The sequence below is a fragment of the Pseudomonas sp. A014 genome (assembly GCF_052378495.1).
Classification (GTDB): domain Bacteria; phylum Pseudomonadota; class Gammaproteobacteria; order Pseudomonadales; family Pseudomonadaceae; genus Aquipseudomonas; species Aquipseudomonas machongensis.
The window spans coordinates 1818770-1841761 of the sequence record NZ_CP199001.1; the positions used below are offsets into that span (position 1 = coordinate 1818770).

Below are 22992 nucleotides of genomic sequence, written 5' to 3' on the forward strand. Positions count from 1 at the left end.
CGATGCGCCTCAAGTGCATTCGCCTGGCCGGGTTCAAGTCGTTCGTCGACCCCACCACGGTCAATTTCCCCAGCAACATGGCGGCGGTGGTCGGGCCCAACGGCTGTGGCAAATCCAACATCATCGACGCCGTACGCTGGGTGATGGGCGAAAGCTCGGCGAAGAACCTGCGTGGCGAGTCGATGACCGATGTCATCTTCAACGGCTCCTCCGGGCGCAAGCCGGTGAGCCAGGCGAGCATCGAGCTGGTGTTCGACAACAGCGACAGCACCCTGGTCGGTGAATACGCCGCCTATGCCGAGATCTCTATCCGTCGCAAGGTGACCCGCGACGCGCAGAACACCTACTACCTCAACGGCACCAAGTGCCGCCGCCGCGACATCACTGACATCTTCCTTGGCACCGGCCTGGGCCCGCGCAGCTACTCGATCATCGAGCAGGGCATGATCTCCAAGCTGATCGAGGCCAAGCCCGAGGAGCTGCGCAACTTCATCGAGGAAGCGGCGGGCATCTCCAAGTACAAGGAGCGTCGCCGCGAGACCGAGAACCGCATCCGCCGCACCCAGGAGAACCTGGCGCGCCTGACCGACCTGCGCGAAGAGCTGGAGCGCCAGCTCGAACGCCTGCATCGCCAGGCCCAGGCCGCCGAGAAATACCGCGAATACAAGGCCCAGGAGCGCCAACTCAAGGCGCGCTTGTCGGCACTGCGCTGGCGTGCACTGGATGAGCGCGTGCGCCAGCGCGAAAGCATCATCGGTGACCAGGAAGTGGCCTTCGAGGCACTGGTGGCCGAGCAGCGCAATGCCGATGCCAGCATCGAACGCCTGCGCGACGGGCACCATGAGCTGTCCGAGCGGTTCAACCAGGTGCAGGGGCGCTTCTATTCCGTAGCGGGCGATATCGCCCGGGTCGAGCAGAGCATCCAGCACGGCCAGCAGCGCCTGCGCCAGTTGCAGGATGATCTCAAGGAAGCCGAGCGCACGCGCCTGGAAACCGAGTCGCACCTGGGCCACGACCGCACCCTGCTGGCGACCCTGGCCGAAGATCTCGCGATGCTCGAGCCCGAGCAGGAAATGACCCTCGCCGCCGCCGAAGAGTCCGCTGCGACGCTCGAGGAGGCCGAGCTGGGCATGCACGGCTGGCAGGCTCAGTGGGACGATTTCAATACCCGCTCCGCCGAGCCACGGCGTCAGGCCGAGGTCCAGCAGGCACGCCTGCAGCAGCTGGAGAGCAGCCTGGAACGTCTGGCCGAGCGCCAGCGCAAGCTGAGCGAAGAGAACCAGCAACTGGGCGCCGATCCCCAGGACGCCGCCATGCTCGAACTGTCGGAGCAGGTGGCTGGCAGCGAGTTGCAGCTCGAAGCGTTGCAGTTGCAGGAGCAGCAGGTGGTCGAGCGGCTTGAGGCTGTGCGCGAGCAACTGCAGCAGGCGACCCAGGCCCAGCAACAACAGCAGGGTGAATTGCAGCGCCTGGGCGGGCGTCTGGCGTCACTGGAGGCCCTGCAGCAAGCGGCCCTCGAGCCCGGCAGCGGCGCGGCTGAATGGCTGCAGGGGCAGGGCTTGGGCAGCCGTCCGCGCCTGGCTGAAGGGCTGCGTGTGGAGCCCGGCTGGGAGCTGGCGGTGGAGACCGTATTGGGTGCCGACCTGCAGGCGGTGCTGGTGGACGATTTTGCTGCACTTGATTTTGCCCCCCTGGAGCAGGGTGACCTGCGCCTGCTGCTGGCGAGCGGCGAGGGGGCGCACCTGCCCGGCAGCCTGCTGGACAAGGTCGACGGACGCATCGATCTGGCACCCTGGCTCGGCCAGGTCAAGCCGGTCGAGTCCCTGGAGCAGGCCCTGGCCCTGCGCGTCACGCTTGAAGAGGGCCACAGCCTGGTCAGCCGCGATGGCTACTGGGTGGGCCGGCATTTCCTGCGGGTCAGCCGCGGTGGCGAGTCCCAGGGTGGCGTGTTGGCGCGAGGGCAGGAGATCGAGCGCCTCGGCCAAGAGCAACTGGAGCACGAGGCGTTGCTCGAACAGCTCACGCAGCAGTTGCAAGACCTTCGCGAGCAACAGCTCGACCAGGAAGAACAGCGCGAGCAACTGCGCCGCCGCAGCCAGGACGAAAACCGGCAGCTTGGCGAGCTGAAGGCGAGCCTGTCTGCCGGGCGTGCACGTGCGGAGCAGTTGGAGCTGCGCCGCCGCCGCTTGCAGGAAGAACTGGCCGAACTCCAGGAGCAACGCGCCCTGGAGCATGAGCAACTGGGCGAAGCGCGCCTGGTGCTGCAGGAAGCCCTGGATCTCATGGCCCAGGACACCGAGCAGCGTGAACAACTGATGGCCCGTCGCGACACCCTGCGCGAAACCCTCGATCGCGTCCGCCAGGAGGCCCGCCAGCACAAGGACCATGCCCACCAGTTGGCAGTGCGCCTGGGTTCCCTGCGCGCCCAGCACGACTCCACGCGCCAGGCCCTGGAGCGTCTTGAGCAGCAGGCCGCGCGTCTGAGCGAGCGCCAGGAGCAGTTGAGCCTCAATCTTGAAGAGGGCGAGGCCCCGCTGGAAGAGTTGCGCCTGAAGCTCGAAGAGCTGCTCGAACGGCGCATGAGTGTCGATGAGGAAATGCGCCAGGCGCGCCTGCACATGGACGAGGCCGATCGCGAACTGCGCGACGTCGAAAAACGCCGTGCCCAGGCTGAACAGCAGGCCCAGTTGTTGCGCGGGCAACTGGAGCAGTCACGTCTGGAGTCCCAGGGGCTGGATGTGCGGCGCAAGACCCTGCAAGAGCAGTTGCTCGCCGACGGTTACGACCTGCAGGGTGTGCTCGCCACGCTCGAGCCCGAGGCCAGCGAGCAGGGTACCGAGCAGGAATTGGAGCAGACTGAAGCGCGTATCCAGCGCCTGGGTGCGATCAACCTGGCGGCAATCGAGGAGTACGAGCAGCAGTCCGAGCGCAAGCGCTATCTCGATGCCCAGAACGCTGACCTGGTCGAGGCGCTGGAGACGCTCGAGAACGTCATCCGCAAGATCGACAAGGAAACCCGAAACCGTTTCAAGGATACCTTTGATCAGATAAATGCCGGATTACAGGCACTTTTCCCAAAAGTTTTCGGTGGCGGCAGCGCTTATCTGGAACTGACGGGCGAAGATCTACTCGATACAGGGGTGACGATCATGGCGCGCCCGCCGGGCAAGAAGAACAGCACCATTCATTTGCTGTCCGGCGGCGAGAAGGCACTGACCGCATTGGCGTTGGTGTTCGCCATCTTCAAGCTGAACCCGGCACCGTTCTGCATGCTCGACGAAGTCGATGCGCCGCTGGACGATGCCAACGTCGGGCGTTACGCCCGGTTGGTGAAGGAAATGAGCGAGACCGTGCAGTTCATCTACATTACGCATAACAAGATTGCCATGGAAATGGCTGATCAATTGATGGGGGTCACCATGCATGAGCCCGGTTGTTCACGTCTTGTTGCAGTTGATGTGGAGGAGGCGATGGCCATGGTTGACGCCTGATGCGCGAAGATTGGGCGATATCTGTAGGCAAATGCGCCTTGCATGTGCGACAGACGGTGTAAAGTTGTCTTTGGTCGTGCTAGCTTAATGTCACTCGTTTTTTGCGTGGGTAAAACGCCTGTCAGAACATAGAGTTGGCGCCACGTGTTAAAGGGCTTTGAAGCCTTTGTTTTCAAGCATATTTTTATAGAGGCACGGGATTACATGGAAATCGGTCTGCGCGAGTGGCTGATCGTCATCGGCATCATTGTCATCGCCGGTATTCTTTTCGACGGCTGGCGCCGCATGCGCGGCGGCAAGGGCAAGTTGAAGTTCCGTCTGGATCGTAGCTATTCCAACCTCCCGGACGACGAGGGCAGTGCCGAGGTGCTCGGCCCTGCGCGCGTCCTGGACACGCATAAAGAGCCGGAGCTGGACGAAACCGACCTGCCGTCGATGAGCGCCCCGGCCCGTGAACGCGAGCGCGAGCCAAAGCCGGCCAAGGCGCCCAAGCGTGGCAAGCGTGCTGCTGCCGAGTCGCAGCAGGGCGACCTGAATCTGGTCGCTGAACCGCGCGAGCCCGATCTGTTCGCCGACAGCGATGACGACTTCAGCGCCGACAACAACCGCAACAGCGGTTTCGCCACAAGCAACAACGCCGCCAAGGAGTTGCCTCCGGTCGAAGAGGTGCTGGTGATCAGCGTCATCTCCCGTGACGAAGGTGGCTTCAAGGGCCCGGCGTTGCTGCAGAACATCCTGGAAAGCGGCCTGCGTTTCGGCGAGATGGACATCTTCCATCGTCACGAAAGCATGGCCGGTCACGGCGAGGTGCTGTTCTCCATGGCCAACGCGGTCAAGCCAGGCATATTCGACCTGGATGACATCGACCATTTCAGCACCCGTGCGGTCAGCTTCTTCCTTGGCCTGCCTGGCCCGCGTCATCCGAAGCAGGCCTTCGACGTGATGGTTGCCGCCGCGCGCAAGCTGGCCCACGAGCTCGACGGTGAGCTCAAGGATGACCAGCGCAGCGTGCTGACCGCGCAGACCATCGAGCACTACCGCCAGCGTATCGTCGAGTTCGAGCGCCGTGCGCTGACCCAGAAGCGCTGATAGATCCAGACTCAAGAGCAGCCCATGGGATTGCTGGTCGGTTCGGCAGATGACGTTGCCTGTGCCGGCCCCATTGCCGGACAAGCGGGACGCCGCACCGCCGCTCCCACAGATACACGATTGTCTGTGGGAACGGCGGTGCGGCGTCCGGCTTGTCCGGTGATGAGGTCAGTACATGCTGAACAGCATCCCGATCCGCGCCGGCATCACCCAGGCTGCTCTTTTGCTTTGCAAGAGACCTGAAAGATGAACGCCGAAAACCGAATCCACGAACTGCGCGCCGAACTCGACCAGCACAACTATCGCTACTACGTGCTGGACGAGCCCAGTGTGCCCGACGCCGAATACGACCGGCTGTTCAACGAACTCAAGGCCCTGGAAGCCGAGAACCCACACCTGGTCACCCCCGACTCGCCCACCCAGCGCGTCGGCGGTGCAGCCTTGGCGGCCTTCACCCAGGTGCGCCACGAGATCCCGATGCTCAGCCTGGGCAACGCCTTCGAAGAGGCCGACCTGCGTGAGTTCGGGCGGCGCGTGGTCGAAGGGCTCGACCAGGCCGAGGCGGTCGACTACAGCTGCGAGCCCAAGCTCGATGGCCTCGCGGTGAGCCTGTTGTATCGCGACGGCCAGCTGGTGCAGGGCGCCACCCGTGGCGACGGCACGACCGGCGAAGACATCAGCACCAACGTGCGCACCATCCGCAACGTCCCGTTGAAGCTGCATGGCAGCGGCTGGCCTGAAGTGCTCGAAGTGCGTGGCGAGGTGTACATGAGCAAGGCGGGCTTCGAGCGGCTCAATGCCGCTCAGGCCGAAATCGGCGGCAAGACCTTCGCCAACCCCCGCAACGCTGCCGCTGGCAGCCTGCGTCAACTGGACTCGAAGATCACCGCCAGCCGCCCGCTGGAATTCTGCTGCTATGGCATCGGCCAGACTTCAGCGAGCGTCGGCGACAGCCATATCGGCATCCTCGAGCAGCTCAAGGTCTGGGGCATGCCAATCAGCCCTGAGCTCAAGCACGCCGCCGGTATCGAACAATGCCTGGCCTATTACCAGGACATCGGCGCCCGCCGCAACGCGCTGCCCTACGAAATCGACGGCGTGGTGTTCAAGGTCAACAGCCTGGCGGCGCAGCGCGAGCTGGGTTTCCGTGCGCGTGAGCCGCGCTGGGCCATCGCCCACAAGTTCCCGGCCATGGAAGAACTCACCGAGGTGCTGGACGTCGAGTTCCAGGTCGGCCGTACCGGTGCGGTGACTCCGGTCGCCCGTCTCAAGCCGGTCAAGGTGGCCGGGGTGACCGTATCCAACGCCACCCTGCACAACATGGACGAGATCGCCCGCCTGGGCCTGCGCATCGGCGACACGGTGATCATCCGCCGTGCCGGTGACGTGATCCCGCAGGTGATGCAGGTGGTGCTCGATCGTCGCCCTGATGACGCCCGCCCGGTCGAGGTGCCGAGCGCCTGCCCGGTGTGCGGCTCGCAGGTCGAGCGCACGCAGTTGGTCAAGCGCAGCAAGGGCAAGGAGACCACCAGCGAAGGGGCGGTATATCGCTGCGTCGGCCGCCTGGCCTGTGGCGCCCAGCTCAAGCAGGCGATCATTCACTATGTGTCGCGCCGGGCGATGGATATCGACGGCCTTGGCGAGAAGAGCGTCGAGCAATTGGTCGACGAAGGCCTGATCGGTTCCCCGGCAGACCTGTACAAGCTGCAGTTCGAGCAGATCGTCGACCTGGAGGGCTTCGCCGAAGTCTCCAGCCGCAAGCTGCTCGAAGCCATCGAGGCGAGCAAGCGCCCGCCGCTCGCGCGCTTCATCTTCGCCCTGGGCATCCCAGATGTCGGCGAGGAGACCGCCAAGGTCCTGGCCCGCTCCCTGGGCAGCCTGGAGCGGGTGCAGGTGGCGCTACCGCAGGTGCTGACCTACCTGCCGGACATCGGCCTTGAAGTCGCCTACGAGATCCACAACTTCTTCGAGGATGCGCACAACCGCGAAGTCATCCAGCAGTTGCTCGACAGCGGCATGCAGTTACAGGATCAGGGCGAGCTGGCGGCGGAGTTCGCCGCCAGCACCACCCTCGCTGGCATGATCGCCAAACTCGACATCCCCTCGGTCGGCCCGACCGGCGCCGAGAAGCTGGTGGACAAGCTCGGCACCCTCGACAAGATCATCGCCGCCGACGGTATCGACCTGCGCCAGGCCCTGAATACCAAGCAGGCCGATGCCGTGCGCGAGTTCTTCAAGGTCGAGGCCAACCAGCAACTCGCCCGCGCCATCGAAGCCCAGCTCCAAGCGTTCGGCATGCACTGGCACAGCGAGAAGAAAACCACCGAGGGCCTGCCCCTGGCCGGTCAGACCTGGGTGCTGACCGGCACCCTGGAGCGCATGAGCCGCGACATCGCCAAGGACAAGCTGGAAAGCCTCGGCGCCAAGGTGGCGGGTTCGGTGTCCGGCAAGACCCACTGCGTGGTGGCAGGTCCGGGGGCGGGGTCGAAGCTGGCCAAGGCCAGTGAGCTGGGGGTCAAGGTGCTGGACGAAGAGGCCTTCGTCGCGTTCCTGGCGGGGCAGGGCATCACGGTCTGATGTTGCCTGCCCTGGCCTCATCGCGGGACGAGCCCGCTCCCACAGGTGCGCCTTTGCATTTATCCTGTGGGAGCGGGCTCGTCCCGCGATGAGGCCGGCACAAATTCCCGAGAACCTCATCCCTGGCGGACAAGTCCTTGAGAAATGATGGTTTTTTTGCCATCAAAGGTTGTAACTTCCCCCCGTAACGGTACAATGGCGCGGCTCGTCACCTGATGAGCTGCGTTATGGTGGCCCCACCGGTCCCCCCGCATTGATTACCCGTTAACCTGGTCAGGCCCGGAAGGGAGCAGCCACAGCGGGAACATCGAGTGCCGGGGTGTGGCTGGTGGGGCTGCCTCCATTTCTCTCGAAGTCCTGCTCTCGAACGGCTTTCGCTCTTCACCGCCTGGTGATCCAAAGCGTGACGCACCGTACGCCTAGCCCTCCCTGCCTTTGCTTATCCCGCCACTTGGTCCCATCGTCAGCGTTTACGCGTGAACTGCTGTTCCGTAACCGTCGAGCCCCATTGGCTGCCTTGCTCTTCATGAGTCAGTTCGAAGCCCAGCGATTCGTAGAGGTGCCGGGCGGCTTCCAGTCCTTTGAACGTGTGCAACTGGATTGCCGAGAAGTTCTGCCGGTCACAGAAAGCGACTGCTTCGGTGAGTAGCCGGCGACCTACACCGCCACCACGGCAGCCATCATCCAGCAGGAACCAGCGCAGGTGAGCTTCATCGTTCCCGAGGTCCTCGCCGTCGATAGCCACCGACCCTACGATTCGGCCAGCATTTTCAGCGACCCAGACCGCGTTGCGCGGATTCCCCAGCCGTCCTGCAAACTCGGCAATGTTGGTTGCAACTCTGCTCTCGAAGAACTGGCCGAAACCGGCATGGCGCGAGTAGTAGCTTGCATGCATCTGCGTCATGCGTCCGATCAGGCCGGGACGGTATCCGAGGGTGATTTGAACCCTGGAGGCCGCTGTTTCGGTGGGCTGTTGGCGGGAAGCCTTCAACGCCTGGGCATAGGCATTCAGACCTTGGGCGATGACCTGCTGTTCTTGCGGGGGCAGTGGGGCCAGCGTTGAGCTGACCTGCATTTGCCCGTAGGTATGAATCTCTTCGAGGGTGCGTTTCCCTTGCTCGGTCAGGCGCAGTTGCTTCGTACGGCCATCCTGCTCACTTTCATGCTCTTGCAGTTCACCCAGTTGAACGAGCTTCGCAACCATGCGGCTGACGCTGGACTTCTCGAGCCCCAGCGCCTGCACCAGTTGAGCGGCAGTCCGTTCCCCATGCTCGCCTAGCTCAAGCAGCGTGTGAACGGCAGAGGGGGAGTACTCCGTGCCTGCCAGCGTCGTGCGCATGAAGCCCAGTTCACGGATCATCGTGCGTGAGGCGGAGCGGATTTGCTCCACGACCGAAGGGTCGATCATTTTCAAGGTCTCATCAGGAATGGTTGCGCAATACAACCATATCTGGTTGTATTGTGCAACCATTCGCTGGCTCATGGGCGGTTCGCTGCGGGTGAAGACTGCTTCACAGCCTTGGAGTCCGGTTCTGGACAACTGAAAACACGCTTGTTAGTTTGCATCCGCCATATATTTCAAAATATGACAGTGGCACTTAAGTGATATTGATTTGATATCAATTTATGACGAGCAAGGACGCATTGAATGAAAAGCCTGCAAGGTTTGCCCAGTCTTATCAGCGCTTCGGTCGGCACGCCCGGTAAAGCCCGAAACTTGCCCGCCGATGTTCAGTGCATCCAGTACCTGTTCAACCTACTCATCCCGCGGCTCGGTTTTCCGTTGCCCGAGAATGGCCGTTGCGATGGGCAGCTGGTGCAGCGCATCAGTCAGTACCAGTTTCGTCATCTGAAGTACGCGCATCCCGATGGGGTCGTCGATCCGAATGGGCGCACCTTCAACAGCCTGGTCGAGGAGGCTGTTCGAGTGCCGGTCAAGTTGATTCCAGCACTGCGTCTGCCCACCTTCATCAATGTCTTCGCCAATAATGTCGATGCCCAGGTGCAGGCCACGGTCAATCATTATCTGGACCGGATGCGCGCGGTGATCGAAGCCGAGCGGCGCAATCGGCAGATGGTGCTGCAGGTCACCTGCGATGGCGGCATGACGCTCAGCGACAGCGACTTCCAGAACGCCGCCACTCAATTGGGCAACGGCATTTCAGCCAACCTGATCAAGGCATTCGCCACGGTGGAGTCGGGTGGTCGTTCGGGTTTCGGGCCGGCCAAGCTGCCGGTGATCGCCTTCGAGGGGCATCACTTCCAGCGCTATACCAAGCACAAGTACGACCAGACTCATCCGCTGCTCTCGTACAAGTACAAGAAGAAAGCCGGCCCGCAGTGGCAAGCCAACAACAAGGATCAGGCCAAGGCCTGGGAAACCATGGCCACGGCATTCGGGCTGGATCAGGAGGCGGCATTGAAGTCTGCGTCCTGGGGCATGTTCCAGATCATGGGTTTCAACTTCGCCGATTGCGGGCACGCGAATGTGTTTGAATTCGTCGCGGCCATGAAACTCAATGCCGGGCAGCAACTCAAGGCCTTCCTCGGTTTCTGCAGCAAGAACCCGTCGTTTATCAAGGCGGCGAAGAACAAGGACTACGCCGGCATGGCCGCCAGTTACAACGGCAAGGATTATGGTGACTATGACGTGCGTATCAAGAAGGCCTACGAAGCACTTGAAGGGAAGAAGTGACATGGCAAAGAGTTTCTCGCGGCGACTGACTGTTCTGGCCACCGCACTGCTGGGATTGTCCGGGGCTGTTCATGCAGACGCCGCCGTACTGAAGCCCGGGCAATACGATGCGCTGATGCTGGCGGTCACGCCGGATCGCCAGGTGGAGGGCTACTATTCCGAGGTCCTTGGCGAAGGTGTGACCCGGCATTGCACTTTCTACCTCAAGGGGCAGATCAGCGGCGATGGGGCGGTTGCGCTGGCCACCTGGGAAGACCAGGCCTTCCCCGGCAGCCTGGCGGCCACGGGCGATGGCGTTACCCTCACTGTGGCACGAGGCCGCGAGCATCCCGGCTGCGTCAGTGTGCTGATGCCGGAGATCGCCACGGGGCTGGAGCTCAGTCGCTATGCGGAAAAGCCCTGGATCGCGCTGCTGACGGTCACTGCTGACAAGGCCTATCTGCGCAAGCAGGCGGGCAGCAGCGCGAGCAAACGACCCTATATCGTCAAAGGCGATGTAGTGGGCGTGCTGGCGTTCAAGGACGGCTGGGCCAAGGTCGAGTTCATCAACCAGGACGACCGCTCGTTCACGGGTTGGATCAGTCAGGATCAATACCGCCGACTCGTTGCGCCCAAGGGCTGAAGCTGTGCTCGGGTGACGAGCCGAGCCCGCCGCACCTGCATTTATCGGCAAACAGGCTTATGATGCGCCTCTCGCAGCCCACCCATTTCTGAGAGAGGCCATCAGCATGGATCAGGTTGACGATCTGACCCGCCAGCGCATCCGCGACTGGCAAGCGCGCCGCCTGGAGATCAAGGACCAGATGGCCTCGCACCCCGAGCGCACCCTTGAGCTTTCGAAAGTACTCGACCAGATGGAAGAGGAACACGAACGCATCCTTGGCGAAGCCACGCCCGCAGCCGACACCCCAGCAGCGGTCGATCAGGCACCGGGGCTGGATTTTCGCCTGAGCGTCTCGGCGCGCAATGCCCAGGACCTGCGCAAGCTGCTGGAGATGGCGCTGCACGAGCTCGATAGCGCGCTGGCTGCCGAAGCCCGCTGCGAGGATGACGTGCGGCGCGTCTACCCGGGCGGCATGTCCGGCTCGCTGGGCGCCTACGCCTATGAACTTGAAGCCAATCCCGACACCAGCGAATGACCTGCGCGCATGCAACCTGAACATTACGATTTCGCCGACACCGTGTTTCTTCCCGTCACCCTGGAAGTCTGCCAAGGCCTGCTCGAGGATGCCTCCGGGCTCGAAGGGTTGAGCGATCCGGAGCTGGCGGCGGTGCTGGTGATCCAGAACCTGTCCCAGGCGCGCGAGCAGGTGCTCGACCCTGCAGCGGCGGAAAAGGTGCTGGCCAAGTTGCTGCAGTGGTCGGTCCGAGGGCCGCATGCGCCGGGCGTGGGGCTGAGGTCCGAGGCGCGGCGGCTGTTCGATGCACGCAAGCTGTATTTCGGCCTGGAAGTCATCAAGGGCTCGCGCTTGCAACTGCTGGGGGCCGAGGAGGTGGCGCAGCGCGAGTACTTGTTGGATGACGGTACCTGGGACATGCGCTTCAGGTCGCTTCGCCACCCGCGCCACAATCCGTTCAGCCAGCAGGCCCTCACCGGCTTCAATAAAGAGCGCTGGCTGACCCGCGAGCAAGACAAGTTGCTGCGGGTGCTGCGCGCCAATCCTGACGAAGACCTGCATGTGCAGGGCTATGCGGGCATCGGCAAGAGCTACCTGCTGGGAGCGCTGATCGATTGCCTGCCCAGGGGGCGGGTGTTGGCACTGGCGCGCACGCCCGGCAAGCTCGACGCCCTGCGGCGGCGTATCGGAAAAGGCTCCAAGGCTGGCAAGACGTTCGCCGAGTTTGCCCAGGCCCTGCTGAGCGTGCCTGGGCGGCCTGCCGCACGCGCATCGGCACGCCTGCCGAGCAAGCGCGCGGTGGCCGAAACCCTGAACATCCTGGGCTTTCGCCAATACGACGGCGAAAAGACCCTGGATATCTGCCTGGAGCTGCTGAAAAACTACTGTGAGTCCCGCGATCACAGCCTCACCGTGCGCCACCTTCCGCACTTCGCCCAGGCGCTGTCGCGGCTGGATAGCCAGGTGCTGCTCGAATACGCCAGCCGCCTGTGGGCCTATCTGCAGGAAAACCCTGCCTGGGATCGCCAGACCGGCTTCCCCACGTTGCTGCTGCTCAAGCGCGCCAGCCTCGCTGGCCACAGTGTGCCGAGCCGCTACAGCCATGTGATCGTCGACGAGAGCCAGGACATGCCTGGCCCGTTGTTGCAGATCATCGAGCGTGGCCGCCAGGTGCTGATCACGCTGGGTGACGAATACCAGCGTGCCGACGGGCCCGGGCTGCGCCGCGCGCGTCAGGTGCGCCAGCGCGACATCGCCTTCTCGGTGCGCTGCGGGCCGAAAGTGGAGCGGCTGATCAACCCGCTGATCGGTGTGCATTCGCAGAAATCCAAGCTCGCCTTCGAAGGCGCCGGCAGCGTGGATGTCGGCATCGAGCACTACCCCCTCGATTTCGTGCCACCGCAAGGCTGTGTAGTGCTCACCGCGTCGCCCTGGGATTCGATGAAGTGGGCCATGCAACTGGCCGACAACCAGTGCCGGGTGGGCTTCTCCGATAACGTCGGGATGCAGCGTTTCATGTCCAGCGCCGTGCAGTTGTTCCGTGCCGACCTCTATGGCGCGGGCAGCGATGGCCAGGACACGCACGCCTATTTCGCCCACGCGCTGAACTGGCGACAAGTGCAGGAGGACAATCGCTTCGACGAGTCATTCCTGTGGGTCGAGGCGCGGCTGCAGGACGGTTTTCGGATTGCCGAGCTCAACGCCTTGTCGGCACGCTTCTCCAATGAGCCGGGCAGCCTGTTGCTGATGCCGGCGCAGGAGGCCGGGGGGCAGGAGTTCGATCACGTGCTGTTGACCCAGGAGCTGATGGCGCTGAATCCGTTCAAAGATGCCTACGCCTTCGACAACCGGGTCTGCGCGGTCTATATCGCGCTGTCACGTGCCCGGCGCCATCTGTATCTGCCCTACGATGTGGACGAGTGGGTGGCGTACCACAAGGGCCAGAAATTCCGCGAGTCACACGGCTACTGATCGGCCGACAGCGTCCCTTGCACCTGGGTGTAGCGCTCGATGATCCGATTGATTTCGCCGGACTGCTTCAGGCGCACCAAGGCCCGCAGCACCTGCTGAGCGGGAATGGCCGGGTCGTTGCGCACCATGCAGCCCAGGTCCTGCTCTTCCAGCAGGGCCAGCGGGCGCAGGCGCTGCTCCCGGGGTTGCTGGCGGTTGAACCATTGCAGCGACAATTGGTTGCTCACCGCATAACGATAACGGCTGGCTTGCAGTTTCTGCAGGGCCAGGTCCTGGTTGCGGCTGTCTTCCCGCGTCAGCAGACGCTGCGCGAACATCGGGTCCAGGGTCGGGTAGGTGTAGCCCAGTACTGTACCGATGGCTTGTGCGGGCAGTTGCGCCAGGCCGCCGGGCAGCCCATCGCCAGCACGCCCGACCAGCAGGTCGCGTTGGTGGATCAGCGGCACGCTCCAGATGAACTCACCGGGCCGTTCGTTGAGCCAGTTGCTGGCCACGTAGCAGCGCACGTCGATGTCGCCAGCGGCCATGGCCTGCTCCAGGCGCAGGCGCGCCATCACGTGGTATTGCGGGCGTACCCCGGCTTCGCGGGCCAGGGCCTGGATCAGGTCGAAGAGAATGCCGTCGACCGGCACGTCGCCCTCGGTGCGCATCAACGGCATGCTCCAGCTCTCCGCGACGGAAAAGCGCAGCACCGGCTGCTCGGCAAGGCCGCTTGAGCTCCATAGCAACAGGATGGCGAGAAGTCGCCGCACGTCTATCCTCCTTGGACTTTCCATGTTCACCGGCAGCGCCCATAGTCTAGACGAGCCGGGCAGGGTGCAATTTTGCCCCCGCTCCGCTAGCATTAGCGATCTTCCGCTCGATCAGGCTGCGATGGTTTTTTGATGAGTTATCAGGTTCTTGCACGTAAATGGCGCCCGCGCTCGTTCCGCGAGATGGTAGGCCAGACCCATGTGCTCAAGGCATTGATCAACGCCCTGGACAACCAGCGGCTGCATCACGCCTACCTGTTCACCGGCACCCGAGGGGTCGGCAAGACCACCATCGCGCGGATCATCGCCAAGTGCCTGAACTGCGAAACCGGTATCACCTCCACACCTTGCGGCACCTGTTCGGTATGCCGGGAAATCGATGAAGGCCGCTTCGTCGACCTGATCGAGATCGACGCCGCCAGCCGCACCAAGGTCGAAGACACCCGCGAACTGCTCGACAACGTGCAGTACGCGCCCAGCCGCGGACGCTTCAAGGTCTACCTGATCGACGAAGTGCACATGCTGTCCACCCACTCCTTCAACGCCTTGCTCAAGACGCTGGAAGAGCCGCCACCCTACGTCAAATTCATCCTCGCCACCACCGATCCGCAGAAGTTGCCGGCAACCATTCTCTCGCGCTGCCTGCAGTTCTCGCTGAAGAACATGAGCCCGGAGCGGGTGGTCGAGCACCTTACCCACGTGCTCGGCGCCGAAAACGTGCCATTCGAGGAAGATGCCCTGTGGCTGCTGGGCCGCGCCGCCGACGGCTCGATGCGCGACGCCATGAGCCTGACCGACCAGGCCATCGCCTTCGGCGAGGGCAAGGTACTGGCCGCCGATGTGCGGGCCATGCTCGGTACGCTCGATCATGGCCAGGTGTACGGTGTGCTGCAGGCCTTGCTCGAAGGTGACGCCCGGGCGCTGCTCGAGGCGGTGCGCGCCCTGGCCGAGCAGGGGCCTGACTGGAATGGCGTATTGTCCGAGATGCTCAACGTGCTGCACCGGGTCGCCATCGCCCAGGCCTTGCCGGAGGCGGTGGACAACGGCCAGGGCGATCGCGACAAGGTGCTCGCGCTGGCGGCTGCGTTGCCGGCCGAGGATGTGCAGTTCTACTACCAGATGGGCCTGATCGGTCGGCGCGACCTGCCGCTGGCGCCGGATCCGCGGGGCGGCTTCGAGATGGTCCTGCTGCGCATGCTCGCCTTCCGCCCGGCCGACACGGATGACGCGCCGAAACCTGCGCTAAAGCCGGTGGGGATCAGCCAGGCCACAGCTGATCCAGCCAGACCGGTGGCAGCTGCGACCGTGGTGGCCGAGCCCTCCGTGGTTGCCGCTGCGCCTGAGCCTGTTGCGCCGCCCGCACCTGTGGTCGATAAGGCACCCGCCGTCGAGCCGGTCGCTGCTGCTGCGTCCGCCGTGGCTCCGGAAGCGGTGCCTTCGATCGAGCCCGAGCCCGTGCACGCCGTTGCACCGCCAGAGACAGTCGTCGATCTGCCGTGGGAAGAGCCTTCCCCAACGGTCGCGCCCTCGGCGCCGGTCATCCCGGCCGTCGTCGCGCAGCCGCCTGACGATCAGCCGGACTACGACGAACCTCCCTTCGATCCGTCGGCGTATGCGTCGGTCGGCATGGAGCGCGACGACGACGGTGCGGATGACGATTACTACGTGCCGCAAGCCGATCCGACAGGTTTCAGCTACCTGGACGAGCTCGCCGAGCATATCCAGGAGGACGCGCCTGCGGCGGCGCCCGAGCCTCTGCCTGCGGCGCAGCCGGCCACGGGCCTGGCCCTGCAATGGCTGGAATTATTCCCACAGTTGCCTGTCTCCGGTATGACAGGCAACATCGCCGCGAACTGTACGCTGATCAGCGCCGATGGCGATGACTGGCTGCTGCACCTGGACCCAGGCCAGGGTGCGTTGTTCAACAGCACCCAGCAACGTCGACTCAACGAGGCGCTCAACCAGCATCTGGGGCGTACGCTACGCCTGCAGATCGAGCTGATCCGCCCCGAGCAGGAAACCCCCGCGCAGGCCGCCGCGCGCAAGCGCGCCGAGCGCCAGCATGACGCGGAGCTGTCGATCGAGCAGGACCCGCTCATCCAGCAGATGATCAAGCAGTTCGGCGCCCGGGTGCGGCACGATACAATCGAACCTGTAGACGCGGCCCTGGCAACCCCGGGGCAGTGAAGCGAACCCCTTGCGCCCGGCCTCGTGCCGGCCGCATACATGACCCAATCGAGGATTCTCCCATGATGAAAGGTGGCATGGCCGGCCTGATGAAGCAGGCTCAGCAGATGCAGGAAAAAATGGCCAAGATGCAGGAAGAGCTGGCCAATGCAGAAGTCACCGGCCAGTCCGGTGCAGGTCTGGTCAGCGTGGTGATGACCGGTCGTCATGATGTCAAGCGCGTCAACATCGACGCCAGCCTGATGTCGACCGATCCGGACGACAAGGAAGTGCTCGAGGACTTGATCGCCGCGGCACTCAACGACGCCGTGCGCAAGGTCGAGCAGAACAGCCAGGACAAGATGGGCAGCATGACTGCCGGCATGCAGCTGCCGCCTGGTTTCAAGATGCCGTTCTGATCGACGGTTTGCAGCACATGGGGAGCACGATCGACTGATCGCTGCTCCCTTCTTCATTCTGTACCACTGACAGGCCTGCCTACATGAGCTTCAGTCCCCTGATCCGCCAACTGATCGATGCCCTGCGTGTGCTCCCGGGTGTCGGCCAGAAAACCGCCCAGCGCATGGCCCTGCAGTTGCTCGAGCGCGACCGCAGCGGAGGCACGCGCCTGGCACAGGCCCTGAGCCAGGCCATGGAAGGTGTTGGCCATTGCCGCCAGTGCCGCACCCTGACCGAGCAGGAGCTGTGCCCGCAGTGTGCCGATCCACGCCGCGACGACACGCAACTGTGCGTGGTGGAAGGGCCGATGGATGTGTATGCGGTAGAGCAGACCGGCTACCGTGGCCGTTACTTCGTGCTCAAGGGGCACCTGTCTCCGCTCGACGGCCTGGGCCCCGAGGCGATCGGTATTCCACAACTGATGGCGCGGATCGAGGAGCAGGGCACCTTCAGCGAGGTGATCCTGGCGACCAATCCCACGGTGGAAGGCGAGGCGACAGCGCACTACATCGCCCAGTTGCTGGCCGAGAAGTGCCTGACTGCCTCGCGTATCGCCCATGGCGTACCGCTGGGTGGGGAGTTGGAGCTGGTGGACGGTGGCACGCTTGCGCATGCCTTTGCCGGGCGCCGTCCTATCTCGCTGTAAGCGTTGGGGCAGCCGGCGCACGGCCCTCAGCACCGGTGCGGTACCTGTGGGAGCGGGTTTACCCGCGAAAAAGACACCGCGCTGCTTGGCACGGGCTACGCCCGTGTTCGCGGGACAAGTCGCAGCGGCGAACCGCCGCTCCTGAAGATACAGATGGGGTGGTCGGTGTGATTGGGGCGCGCAGCGCGCCCCAAGCCAGTTACTTGTTGGTGTAGATCTGATCGAACACGCCGCCGTCGTTGAAGTGGGTCTTCTGCACGGTGCGCCAGTCACCGAAGGTCTTCTCCACCGAGAGGAAGTCGACTTTCGGGAAACGGTCGGTGTACTTGGCCAGGACGGTGGCATCACGCGGGCGCAGGTAGTTCTGCGCAGCGATTTCCTGGGCCGCCGGCGACCACAGGTATTTGAGGTATTCCTCGGCCACGGCGCGGGTCTGCTTCTTCTCGACCACCTTGTCGACCACGCTCACCGGTGGCTCGGCTTCCGCCGACACGCTCGGATAGACCACTTCGAACTGATCACGACCGAACTCGCGGGCGATCATCTCGGCTTCGTTCTCGAAGGTGACCAGCACGTCGCCGATCTGGTTGGTCATGAAGGTCGTGGTGGCAGCGCGACCGCCAGTGTCGAGCACCGGTGCCTGCTTGAACAGCTTGCCGACGAAATCACGGGCCTTGGCTTCGTCGCCGCCTTGCTTGAGTACGTAGCCCCAGGCCGAGAGGTAGGTGTAGCGGCCGTTACCCGAGGTCTTGGGGTTGGGCACGATCACCTGCACGCCATCCTTGAGCAGATCCGGCCAGTCTTTCAGCGCCTTCGGGTTGCCCTTGCGCACGATGAACACGGTGGCCGAGGTGAACGGCGCGCTGTTGTTCGGCAGGCGGGTAACCCAGTTGTCCGGCACCAGCTTGCCGTTGTCGACCAGGGCATTGATGTCGGTGGCCATGTTCATGGTGATGACATCGGCCGGCAGGCCATCGATCACGGCACGCGCCTGCTTGCTCGAGCCGCCGAAGGACATCTGCACATTGACCTTTTCCTTGTGCTCTTCTTCCCAATGCTTCTGGAACGCCGGGTTGTAGTCCTTGTAGAAGTCGCGCATCACGTCATACGAGACGTTCAGCAGGGTCGGCGCGGCCTGGGCCAGGTTGCCGAGGGCCAGGCCTGCGGCGAGCAGCGAGGCGCTGAAGAGTTTTTTCACAGAGGCGTTCCTTGTTGTGAGTGAAAGTTTGGCAATGTGCCAGTAACTATAACCTTTGGTTCTTGAGCCATTAAAGATCAAAACAGACTTTGCTTATGCCTGCTTGGTCGCTGCCTTGGGAAACAGCGCATTGCCACAGCGCGAACAGAATGCTGCCGTCGGCTCATGGGTTTTCTTGGCGCAGGTCGGGCAATCGTGGCGCAACTGTTCGCCGCGCATGGCGTTGGCCAGCTCGGCAGTGAAGATCCCGGTGGGCACGGCGATGATCGAGTAGCCGATGATCATCACCAGCGATGACAGTACCTGGCCCAACGGCGTCTTGGGCACGATGTCGCCGAAGCCGACCGTGGTCAGGGTGACGATGGCCCAGTAGATGCCCTTGGGAATGCTGGTAAACCCGTGCTCGGGCCCTTCGATCACGTACATCAGCGTACCGAACACGGTGACCAGGGTCGAAACGCTGACCAGGAACACGATGATCTTCTGTTTGCTGCCGCGCAACGCCTCGAGCAGATAGTGCGCCTGCTTGAGGTAGGGGCTGAGCTTGAGCACGCGAAAGATCCGCAGCATGCGGATCACCCGAATGATCAGCAGGTACTGGGCGTCGCTGTAGTACAGGGCGATGATCCCCGGCACGATGGCCAGCAGGTCGACCAGGCCGTAGAAGCTGAACGCGTAGCGCAGCGGCTTTGGCGAGCAGTACAGGCGGGTGAGGTACTCGGCGAGGAAGATCGCCGTGAAGGCCCACTCGATGCCGGCCAGCAGGCCGGAATAATTGCGGTGCACATCGTCGATGCTGTCGAGGATGACGGTGACCAGGCTGGCCAGGATGATCAGCAGAAGGATCTTGTCAAAGCGTCTTCCAGCGACGGTGTCGGTCTGGAAGACGATCACATAGAGCCGCTCGCGCAGGCTCGAAGGGGTGTCCATGGGCTCGTTCCGTTATACGTTGCCGGTGAGAGCCTAGGGGCTGGCTCTCAGCCGTGCAAGCGCTGCGCGCTGCGCTGTCGGGCTTGCTGGACGAGGTGGCCGCCCAGGTGCATCAACCAGCAAGCGAGGACGAAGGGCGCGGTGAGCGCTGGCAGCGGCCACAGACTGGACAGCGCCTGCAGCAGCAGGGCCAGGGCGATGGCCAGCAGCGGGACCCAGGGGCGTTCGCCCTGGCGGCTGAAGGCCAGTGCGGCCAGTGTGGTGTTGAAACCATACAAGCCCATCCAGGCCGCAGCTGCCTGGTCAGCGAGCAAGGCCGCACCGCCACCGATGGCTGAGCCGATCAGGGCCCAGCACGCAGCACGAGGATGGGCGAAGAACATGCCGGCGACGATCAGCAGGCCCGCCAGCGGTGCATCGAGCAGAAACACCTGGCCGACCCCACGCAGCACCCCGTGCACGTGGCTGGCTTCGACCTGGCCGCTGACGCCGGGCTCGATGATCAGCAGCATGATCCAGCCCAGCAGCACGAAAGGCGCGGTGTAGGCCAACAGCAGAGGGCCGCCGCGCTTGCGCCACTGGTGGGTGATGATGCTCGACAGGCCGCCTGCAGCAAGGATCAGCGCAGGCACGATCGCCGACCAAGGCACCAGCGCACTGATCAGCAGGCCGATCAGCACACCGTTGTAGCTGTAAAGGCCGGCCTGGCGATCAGCGCGGGCATAGCCGCGGCGCTGCGCCGTGAGCAGGCCGGCGAGGGCGCCAAGCAGCGCGCCGCCGACCAGGTCCGGGGCGGTGAGCAGGATGGCCAGCAGGCAGCACAGGCCGCACAGGGGATCGCGCAGCAGCAGCACCTGGCTGAAGCCGTTGAGCAGCGCCGTGGCCCAGTCGGGGCACGGGTTGATGAAATTCTTGGTGTACATGGGCAGTCGGCAAGGTGAGTGAAAGGCGCTGGGCCTCTTCGGGCCTCGGTTGTGCGCCATTGGATTGGCTCTGCGCGCTCTGTAGGAGCGGGCTTGCCCGCGAAAAAGACACCGCGCTGCCTGGCACGGGCTACGCCCGTGTTCGCGGGACAAGCCCGCTCCCACAGGGATTGGGCTGGCCTTTAGATTTCGAACAAGACAGTTGCTTCTACAAAATTGCAGGGCCGGTCTTCAGATCAAGGTCTCGATCCGCAAGGTATTGGTGCTCCCCGGCTGGCCGAACGGCACCCCCGCGGTGATCAGCAGGGTGTCGCCACGGCTGGCCATGCCTTGTGCCTGGGCGATCTCCAGCGCAGTCGAGCAGATCTCATCGACCTGGCGCAGGCGGTCGTTGACCACCGAATGCACACCCCAGGTGACGCTGAGTCGGCGCGCGGTCTTGAGGTTCGGCGTCAGGTTGAGGATGGGGGCCCGTGGCCGCTCGCGGGCGGCGCGCAAGGTCGAGGCCCCTGACTCGCTGTAGTTGACCAGCACCGCCACCGGCAGAATGCCGCTGATGCGCCGAATCGCGCAGCTGATGGCATCCGAAACCGTGGCCTCGGCCTTGGGGCGGCCGACGTCGAGCTGGGCCTGGTAGTCCGGGCCGTTTTCCACCTGGCGGATGATCTTGCTCATCATCTGCACCGCCTCCAGTGGGTAGTCGCCGGAGGCGGTCTCGGCCGACAGCATCACCGCGTCGGCGCCTTCGGCCACGGCATTGGCCACGTCGGTGACCTCGGCGCGGGTCGGAGCAGGCGAGAAGCGCATCGACTCGAGCATCTGCGTCGCCACCACCACCGGCTTGCCCAGTTGGCGGCAGGTACTGATGATGCGCTTCTGGATCTGCGGCACGCTTTCAGCCGGCACTTCCACGCCCAGGTCGCCACGGGCGACCATGATCGCATCGGACAGCTCGGCGATGGCCAGTAGTTGCTCGACCGCCGAGGGCTTCTCGATCTTGGCCATCAGGTAGGCACGTTCGCCGATCAACTGGCGCGCCTCGACGATGTCTTCTGGCCGCTGGACGAACGACAGCGCCACCCAGTCCACGCCCAGTTCCAGGCCGAAGGCCAGGTCGCGGCGGTCTTTCTCGGTGAGCGGGGAGAGGTCCAGCACAGCTTGAGGGACGTTGACGCCCTTGCGGTCGGACAGCTCGCCGCCGGCCAGCACTTCGGTGTCGATGGCGTCGGCGTGCTTGGCGGTTACCCGCAGGCGCAGCTTGCCATCATCGAGCAGCAGGTCCATGCCGGGCTCCAGCGCGTCGATGATTTCCGGGTGCGGCAGGTTGACCCGGCGGCTGTCGCCGGGGGCCTTGTCCAGGTCCAGGCGCAGGGCCTGGCCACGCTGCAACTGCACCTTGCCTTCGGCGAAACGGCCGACACGCAGTTTCGGCCCCTGCAGGTCCATGAGGATGCCCAGCGGGTAGTTCAGTTGCTGCTCGACCTCACGGATCCACTGGTAGCGCAGGGCGTGGTCGGCGTGTTCGCCGTGGCTGAAGTTGAGGCGGAAGATATTCACCCCGGCTTCGACCAGCTGGCGGATGTCATCGATGCCGTTGATCGCCGGCCCCAGGGTGGCGAGGATTTTCACTTTTTTATCGGGCGTCATGATTGCGAGGTCTCGAGGATCAGGATGGCGCGGAAGTCGTTGACGTTGGTGCGGGTTGGCTCGGTGACGATCAAGGCATCGAGCGCGGCGAAGTAGCCATAGCCGTTGTTGTTGTCCAGCTCGTCACTGGCCGACAGGCCCAAGGCCTGTGCGCGGCTGAAGCTGTCCGGGGTCATCAGCGCACCGGCGTTTTCTTCGGAGCCGTCGATGCCGTCGGTGTCGCCGGCCAGTGCGTATACGCCAGGCAGGCCCTTGAGGCTTTCGGTGAGGCTGAGCAGGAACTCGGCGTTGCGCCCGCCACGGCCATCGCCGCGCACGGTGACGGTGGTCTCGCCGCCGGACAGGATCACGCAAGGGGCCTTCAGCGGCTGGCCATGCAGGACGATCTGCCGGGTGATGCCGGCGTGCACCTTGGCCACTTCGCGCGATTCACCTTCCAGATCCCCCAGGATCAGTGGGCTGAAACCGGCCTGGCGGGCTTTCACCGCGGCAGCCTCGAGCGATTGCTGGGGTTTGGCGATCAGTGTGAAGTGGCTGCGCGCCAGGGCCGGGTCATCGGCCTTGACGGTTTCCGATGCCGGGTTGTTCAGCCAGTCGATGACCGCCTTGGGCGCCTCGATGTCGTAGCGCTTGAGGATCGCCAGGGCATCGGCCGAGGTGCTCGGGTCGGCCACGGTGGGGCCGGAGGCGATGACGGTAGCCAGATCGCCCGGCACATCGGAAATGGCGTAGGTATAGACGGTGGCGGGCCAGCAGGCCTTGGCCAGGCGTCCGCCCTTGATCGCCGAGAGGTGCTTGCGCACGCAGTTCATCTCGCCGATGGTGGCGCCGGACTTGAGCAGCGCCTTGTTGATCTGCTGCTTGTCGGCCAGTGTGAGGCCCTCGGCGGGCAGTGCCAGCAGGGCCGAGCCGCCGCCGGAGAGCAGGAAGATGACGCGGTCGTCTTCATCGAGGTTGCTGACCAGTTGCAGCACGCGCTTGGCGACCGCAAGGCCGGCGGCGTCGGGGACCGGGTGGGCGGCTTCGACCACCTCGATCTTCTGGCAATTGGCGCCATGGCCGTAGCGGGTCACGACCAGGCCCGAGACTTCGCCCTGCCAGCTCTTCTCGACCACTTCGGCCATGGCGGCGGCGGCCTTGCCAGCGCCGATGACGATGACCCGGCCGCTGCGATCGGCGGGCAGGTGAGGTTCGAGGACCTGACGGGGATGGGCGGCGGCGATGGCTGTGTCGAACAGCTCGCGCAGGAGTTTCTGTGGATCGACCGACATGGCAGGCTCCCAAAATTCTTGTTGTTCTGCAGAATCGAAAACGCCCCTGGAACTGCCTC

17 protein-coding genes and 1 other RNA gene are annotated in these 22992 nt (G+C 63.9%); 11 read left to right on the forward strand and 7 right to left on the reverse strand.

Going from position 1 to position 22992, the window contains the following annotated elements:
- Positions 1–2: 2 nt before the first annotated feature.
- From smc to ffs, 4 genes are all read left to right on the forward strand, one after another.
- On the forward strand, positions 3–3491 hold the full coding sequence (gene smc, locus ACTYOL_RS08590) for a chromosome segregation protein SMC (RefSeq protein ID WP_444757779.1): 3489 nt from the start codon (positions 3–5) through the stop codon (positions 3489–3491).
- 204 nt (positions 3492–3695) lie between these two features.
- Entirely contained in the window at positions 3696–4580 is an 885-nt protein-coding gene (zipA, locus tag ACTYOL_RS08595) for a cell division protein ZipA (protein ID WP_054893632.1), read from the forward strand.
- A gap of 246 nt (positions 4581–4826) precedes the next feature.
- The gene (gene ligA, locus ACTYOL_RS08600; RefSeq protein ID WP_112897785.1) at positions 4827–7157 is read left to right on the forward strand and encodes an NAD-dependent DNA ligase LigA; all 2331 of its coding nucleotides are present in this window, start codon (positions 4827–4829) and stop codon (positions 7155–7157) included.
- A 237-nt stretch (positions 7158–7394) separates the two neighbouring features.
- Positions 7395–7491, forward strand: an RNA gene (ffs, locus tag ACTYOL_RS08605) — signal recognition particle sRNA small type.
- A 129-nt stretch (positions 7492–7620) separates the two neighbouring features.
- Here the strand turns inward: ffs and ACTYOL_RS08610 are convergent.
- Positions 7621–8565: a bifunctional helix-turn-helix transcriptional regulator/GNAT family N-acetyltransferase gene (locus ACTYOL_RS08610; protein ID WP_444758135.1), complete on the reverse strand. Its 945-nt coding sequence runs from the start codon at positions 8563–8565 to the stop codon at positions 7621–7623.
- Positions 8566–8805: 240 nt separating this feature from the next.
- Between ACTYOL_RS08610 and ACTYOL_RS08615 the strand changes: the two genes are divergently transcribed.
- The 4 genes from ACTYOL_RS08615 (at position 8806) to ACTYOL_RS08630 (ending at position 12941) form a co-directional block, all read left to right on the forward strand.
- Entirely contained in the window at positions 8806–9852 is a 1047-nt protein-coding gene (locus ACTYOL_RS08615) for an N-acetylmuramidase family protein (RefSeq protein ID WP_054893635.1), read from the forward strand.
- A gap of 1 nt (position 9853) precedes the next feature.
- Positions 9854–10474, forward strand: coding sequence for a hypothetical protein (locus tag ACTYOL_RS08620; protein WP_232233557.1), 621 nt, complete (start codon positions 9854–9856; stop codon positions 10472–10474).
- A 106-nt stretch (positions 10475–10580) separates the two neighbouring features.
- Positions 10581–10991: a hypothetical protein gene (locus ACTYOL_RS08625; RefSeq protein WP_444757780.1), complete on the forward strand. Its 411-nt coding sequence runs from the start codon at positions 10581–10583 to the stop codon at positions 10989–10991.
- Between the two features lie 9 nt (positions 10992–11000).
- Positions 11001–12941: a hypothetical protein gene (locus ACTYOL_RS08630; protein ID WP_444757781.1), complete on the forward strand. Its 1941-nt coding sequence runs from the start codon at positions 11001–11003 to the stop codon at positions 12939–12941.
- Here the strand turns inward: ACTYOL_RS08630 and ACTYOL_RS08635 are convergent.
- Complete coding sequence (locus ACTYOL_RS08635) at positions 12935–13693, reverse strand: substrate-binding periplasmic protein (RefSeq protein ID WP_444757782.1); 759 nt, start codon at positions 13691–13693, stop codon at positions 12935–12937. The two genes, ACTYOL_RS08630 and ACTYOL_RS08635, sit on opposite strands and share 7 nt — an antisense overlap.
- Before the next feature lie 132 nt (positions 13694–13825).
- On the opposite strand from ACTYOL_RS08635, the gene dnaX reads away from it, so the two are divergent.
- From dnaX to recR, 3 genes are all read left to right on the forward strand, one after another.
- Positions 13826–15880 (forward strand): DNA polymerase III subunit gamma/tau, encoded by a 2055-nt coding sequence (gene dnaX, locus ACTYOL_RS08640; protein ID WP_197892475.1) that lies wholly within the window; start codon positions 13826–13828, stop codon positions 15878–15880.
- A 62-nt stretch (positions 15881–15942) separates the two neighbouring features.
- The gene (locus ACTYOL_RS08645; RefSeq protein WP_054893640.1) at positions 15943–16278 is read left to right on the forward strand and encodes a YbaB/EbfC family nucleoid-associated protein; all 336 of its coding nucleotides are present in this window, start codon (positions 15943–15945) and stop codon (positions 16276–16278) included.
- Positions 16279–16361: 83 nt separating this feature from the next.
- Positions 16362–16964, forward strand: a complete 603-nt coding sequence (gene recR / locus ACTYOL_RS08650) for a recombination mediator RecR (RefSeq protein ID WP_444757783.1) — start codon at positions 16362–16364, stop codon at positions 16962–16964.
- 199 nt (positions 16965–17163) lie between these two features.
- On the opposite strand, the gene ACTYOL_RS08655 is transcribed toward recR, so the two are convergent.
- The 5 genes from ACTYOL_RS08655 to ACTYOL_RS08675 form a co-directional block, all read right to left on the reverse strand.
- Positions 17164–18162 (reverse strand): sulfate ABC transporter substrate-binding protein, encoded by a 999-nt coding sequence (locus ACTYOL_RS08655; protein WP_054893642.1) that lies wholly within the window; start codon positions 18160–18162, stop codon positions 17164–17166.
- 93 nt (positions 18163–18255) lie between these two features.
- A complete protein-coding gene (locus ACTYOL_RS08660; RefSeq protein WP_063543957.1) occupies positions 18256–19092 on the reverse strand; it encodes an ion transporter in 837 nt (278 codons plus the stop codon).
- A gap of 47 nt (positions 19093–19139) precedes the next feature.
- On the reverse strand, positions 19140–20015 hold the full coding sequence (locus ACTYOL_RS08665; RefSeq protein WP_054893644.1) for an urea transporter: 876 nt from the start codon (positions 20013–20015) through the stop codon (positions 19140–19142).
- Between the two features lie 231 nt (positions 20016–20246).
- On the reverse strand, positions 20247–21662 hold the full coding sequence (pyk, locus tag ACTYOL_RS08670) for a pyruvate kinase (protein ID WP_444757784.1): 1416 nt from the start codon (positions 21660–21662) through the stop codon (positions 20247–20249).
- Positions 21659–22933, reverse strand: a complete 1275-nt coding sequence (locus ACTYOL_RS08675; RefSeq protein WP_153773395.1) for a glycerate kinase type-2 family protein — start codon at positions 22931–22933, stop codon at positions 21659–21661. Before ACTYOL_RS08675 ends, pyk begins: the two co-directional genes overlap by 4 nt.
- Between the last annotated feature and the right edge of the window lie 59 nt (positions 22934–22992).

What these genes read in the sequence shown, in the direction of transcription:
- ACTYOL_RS08630 (WP_444757781.1), top strand. Translation starts at nt 11,001, where the DNA reads ATGCAACCTGAACATTACGATTTCGCCGACACCGTGTTTCTTCCCGTC.
- ACTYOL_RS08660 (WP_063543957.1), bottom strand. Translation starts at nt 19,092, where the DNA reads ATGGACACCCCTTCGAGCCTGCGCGAGCGGCTCTATGTGATCGTCTTC.
- ACTYOL_RS08625 (WP_444757780.1), top strand. Translation starts at nt 10,581, where the DNA reads ATGGATCAGGTTGACGATCTGACCCGCCAGCGCATCCGCGACTGGCAA.
- dnaX (WP_197892475.1), top strand. Translation starts at nt 13,826, where the DNA reads ATGAGTTATCAGGTTCTTGCACGTAAATGGCGCCCGCGCTCGTTCCGC.
- ACTYOL_RS08620 (WP_232233557.1), top strand. Translation starts at nt 9,854, where the DNA reads ATGGCAAAGAGTTTCTCGCGGCGACTGACTGTTCTGGCCACCGCACTG.
- ACTYOL_RS08645 (WP_054893640.1), top strand. Translation starts at nt 15,943, where the DNA reads ATGATGAAAGGTGGCATGGCCGGCCTGATGAAGCAGGCTCAGCAGATG.
- zipA (WP_054893632.1), top strand. Translation starts at nt 3,696, where the DNA reads ATGGAAATCGGTCTGCGCGAGTGGCTGATCGTCATCGGCATCATTGTC.
- ACTYOL_RS08615 (WP_054893635.1), top strand. Translation starts at nt 8,806, where the DNA reads ATGAAAAGCCTGCAAGGTTTGCCCAGTCTTATCAGCGCTTCGGTCGGC.
- recR (WP_444757783.1), top strand. Translation starts at nt 16,362, where the DNA reads ATGAGCTTCAGTCCCCTGATCCGCCAACTGATCGATGCCCTGCGTGTG.
- ACTYOL_RS08675 (WP_153773395.1), bottom strand. Translation starts at nt 22,933, where the DNA reads ATGTCGGTCGATCCACAGAAACTCCTGCGCGAGCTGTTCGACACAGCC.
- smc (WP_444757779.1), top strand. Translation starts at nt 3, where the DNA reads ATGCGCCTCAAGTGCATTCGCCTGGCCGGGTTCAAGTCGTTCGTCGAC.
- ACTYOL_RS08610 (WP_444758135.1), bottom strand. Translation starts at nt 8,565, where the DNA reads ATGATCGACCCTTCGGTCGTGGAGCAAATCCGCTCCGCCTCACGCACG.
- ligA (WP_112897785.1), top strand. Translation starts at nt 4,827, where the DNA reads ATGAACGCCGAAAACCGAATCCACGAACTGCGCGCCGAACTCGACCAG.
- pyk (WP_444757784.1), bottom strand. Translation starts at nt 21,662, where the DNA reads ATGACGCCCGATAAAAAAGTGAAAATCCTCGCCACCCTGGGGCCGGCG.
- ACTYOL_RS08665 (WP_054893644.1), bottom strand. Translation starts at nt 20,015, where the DNA reads ATGTACACCAAGAATTTCATCAACCCGTGCCCCGACTGGGCCACGGCG.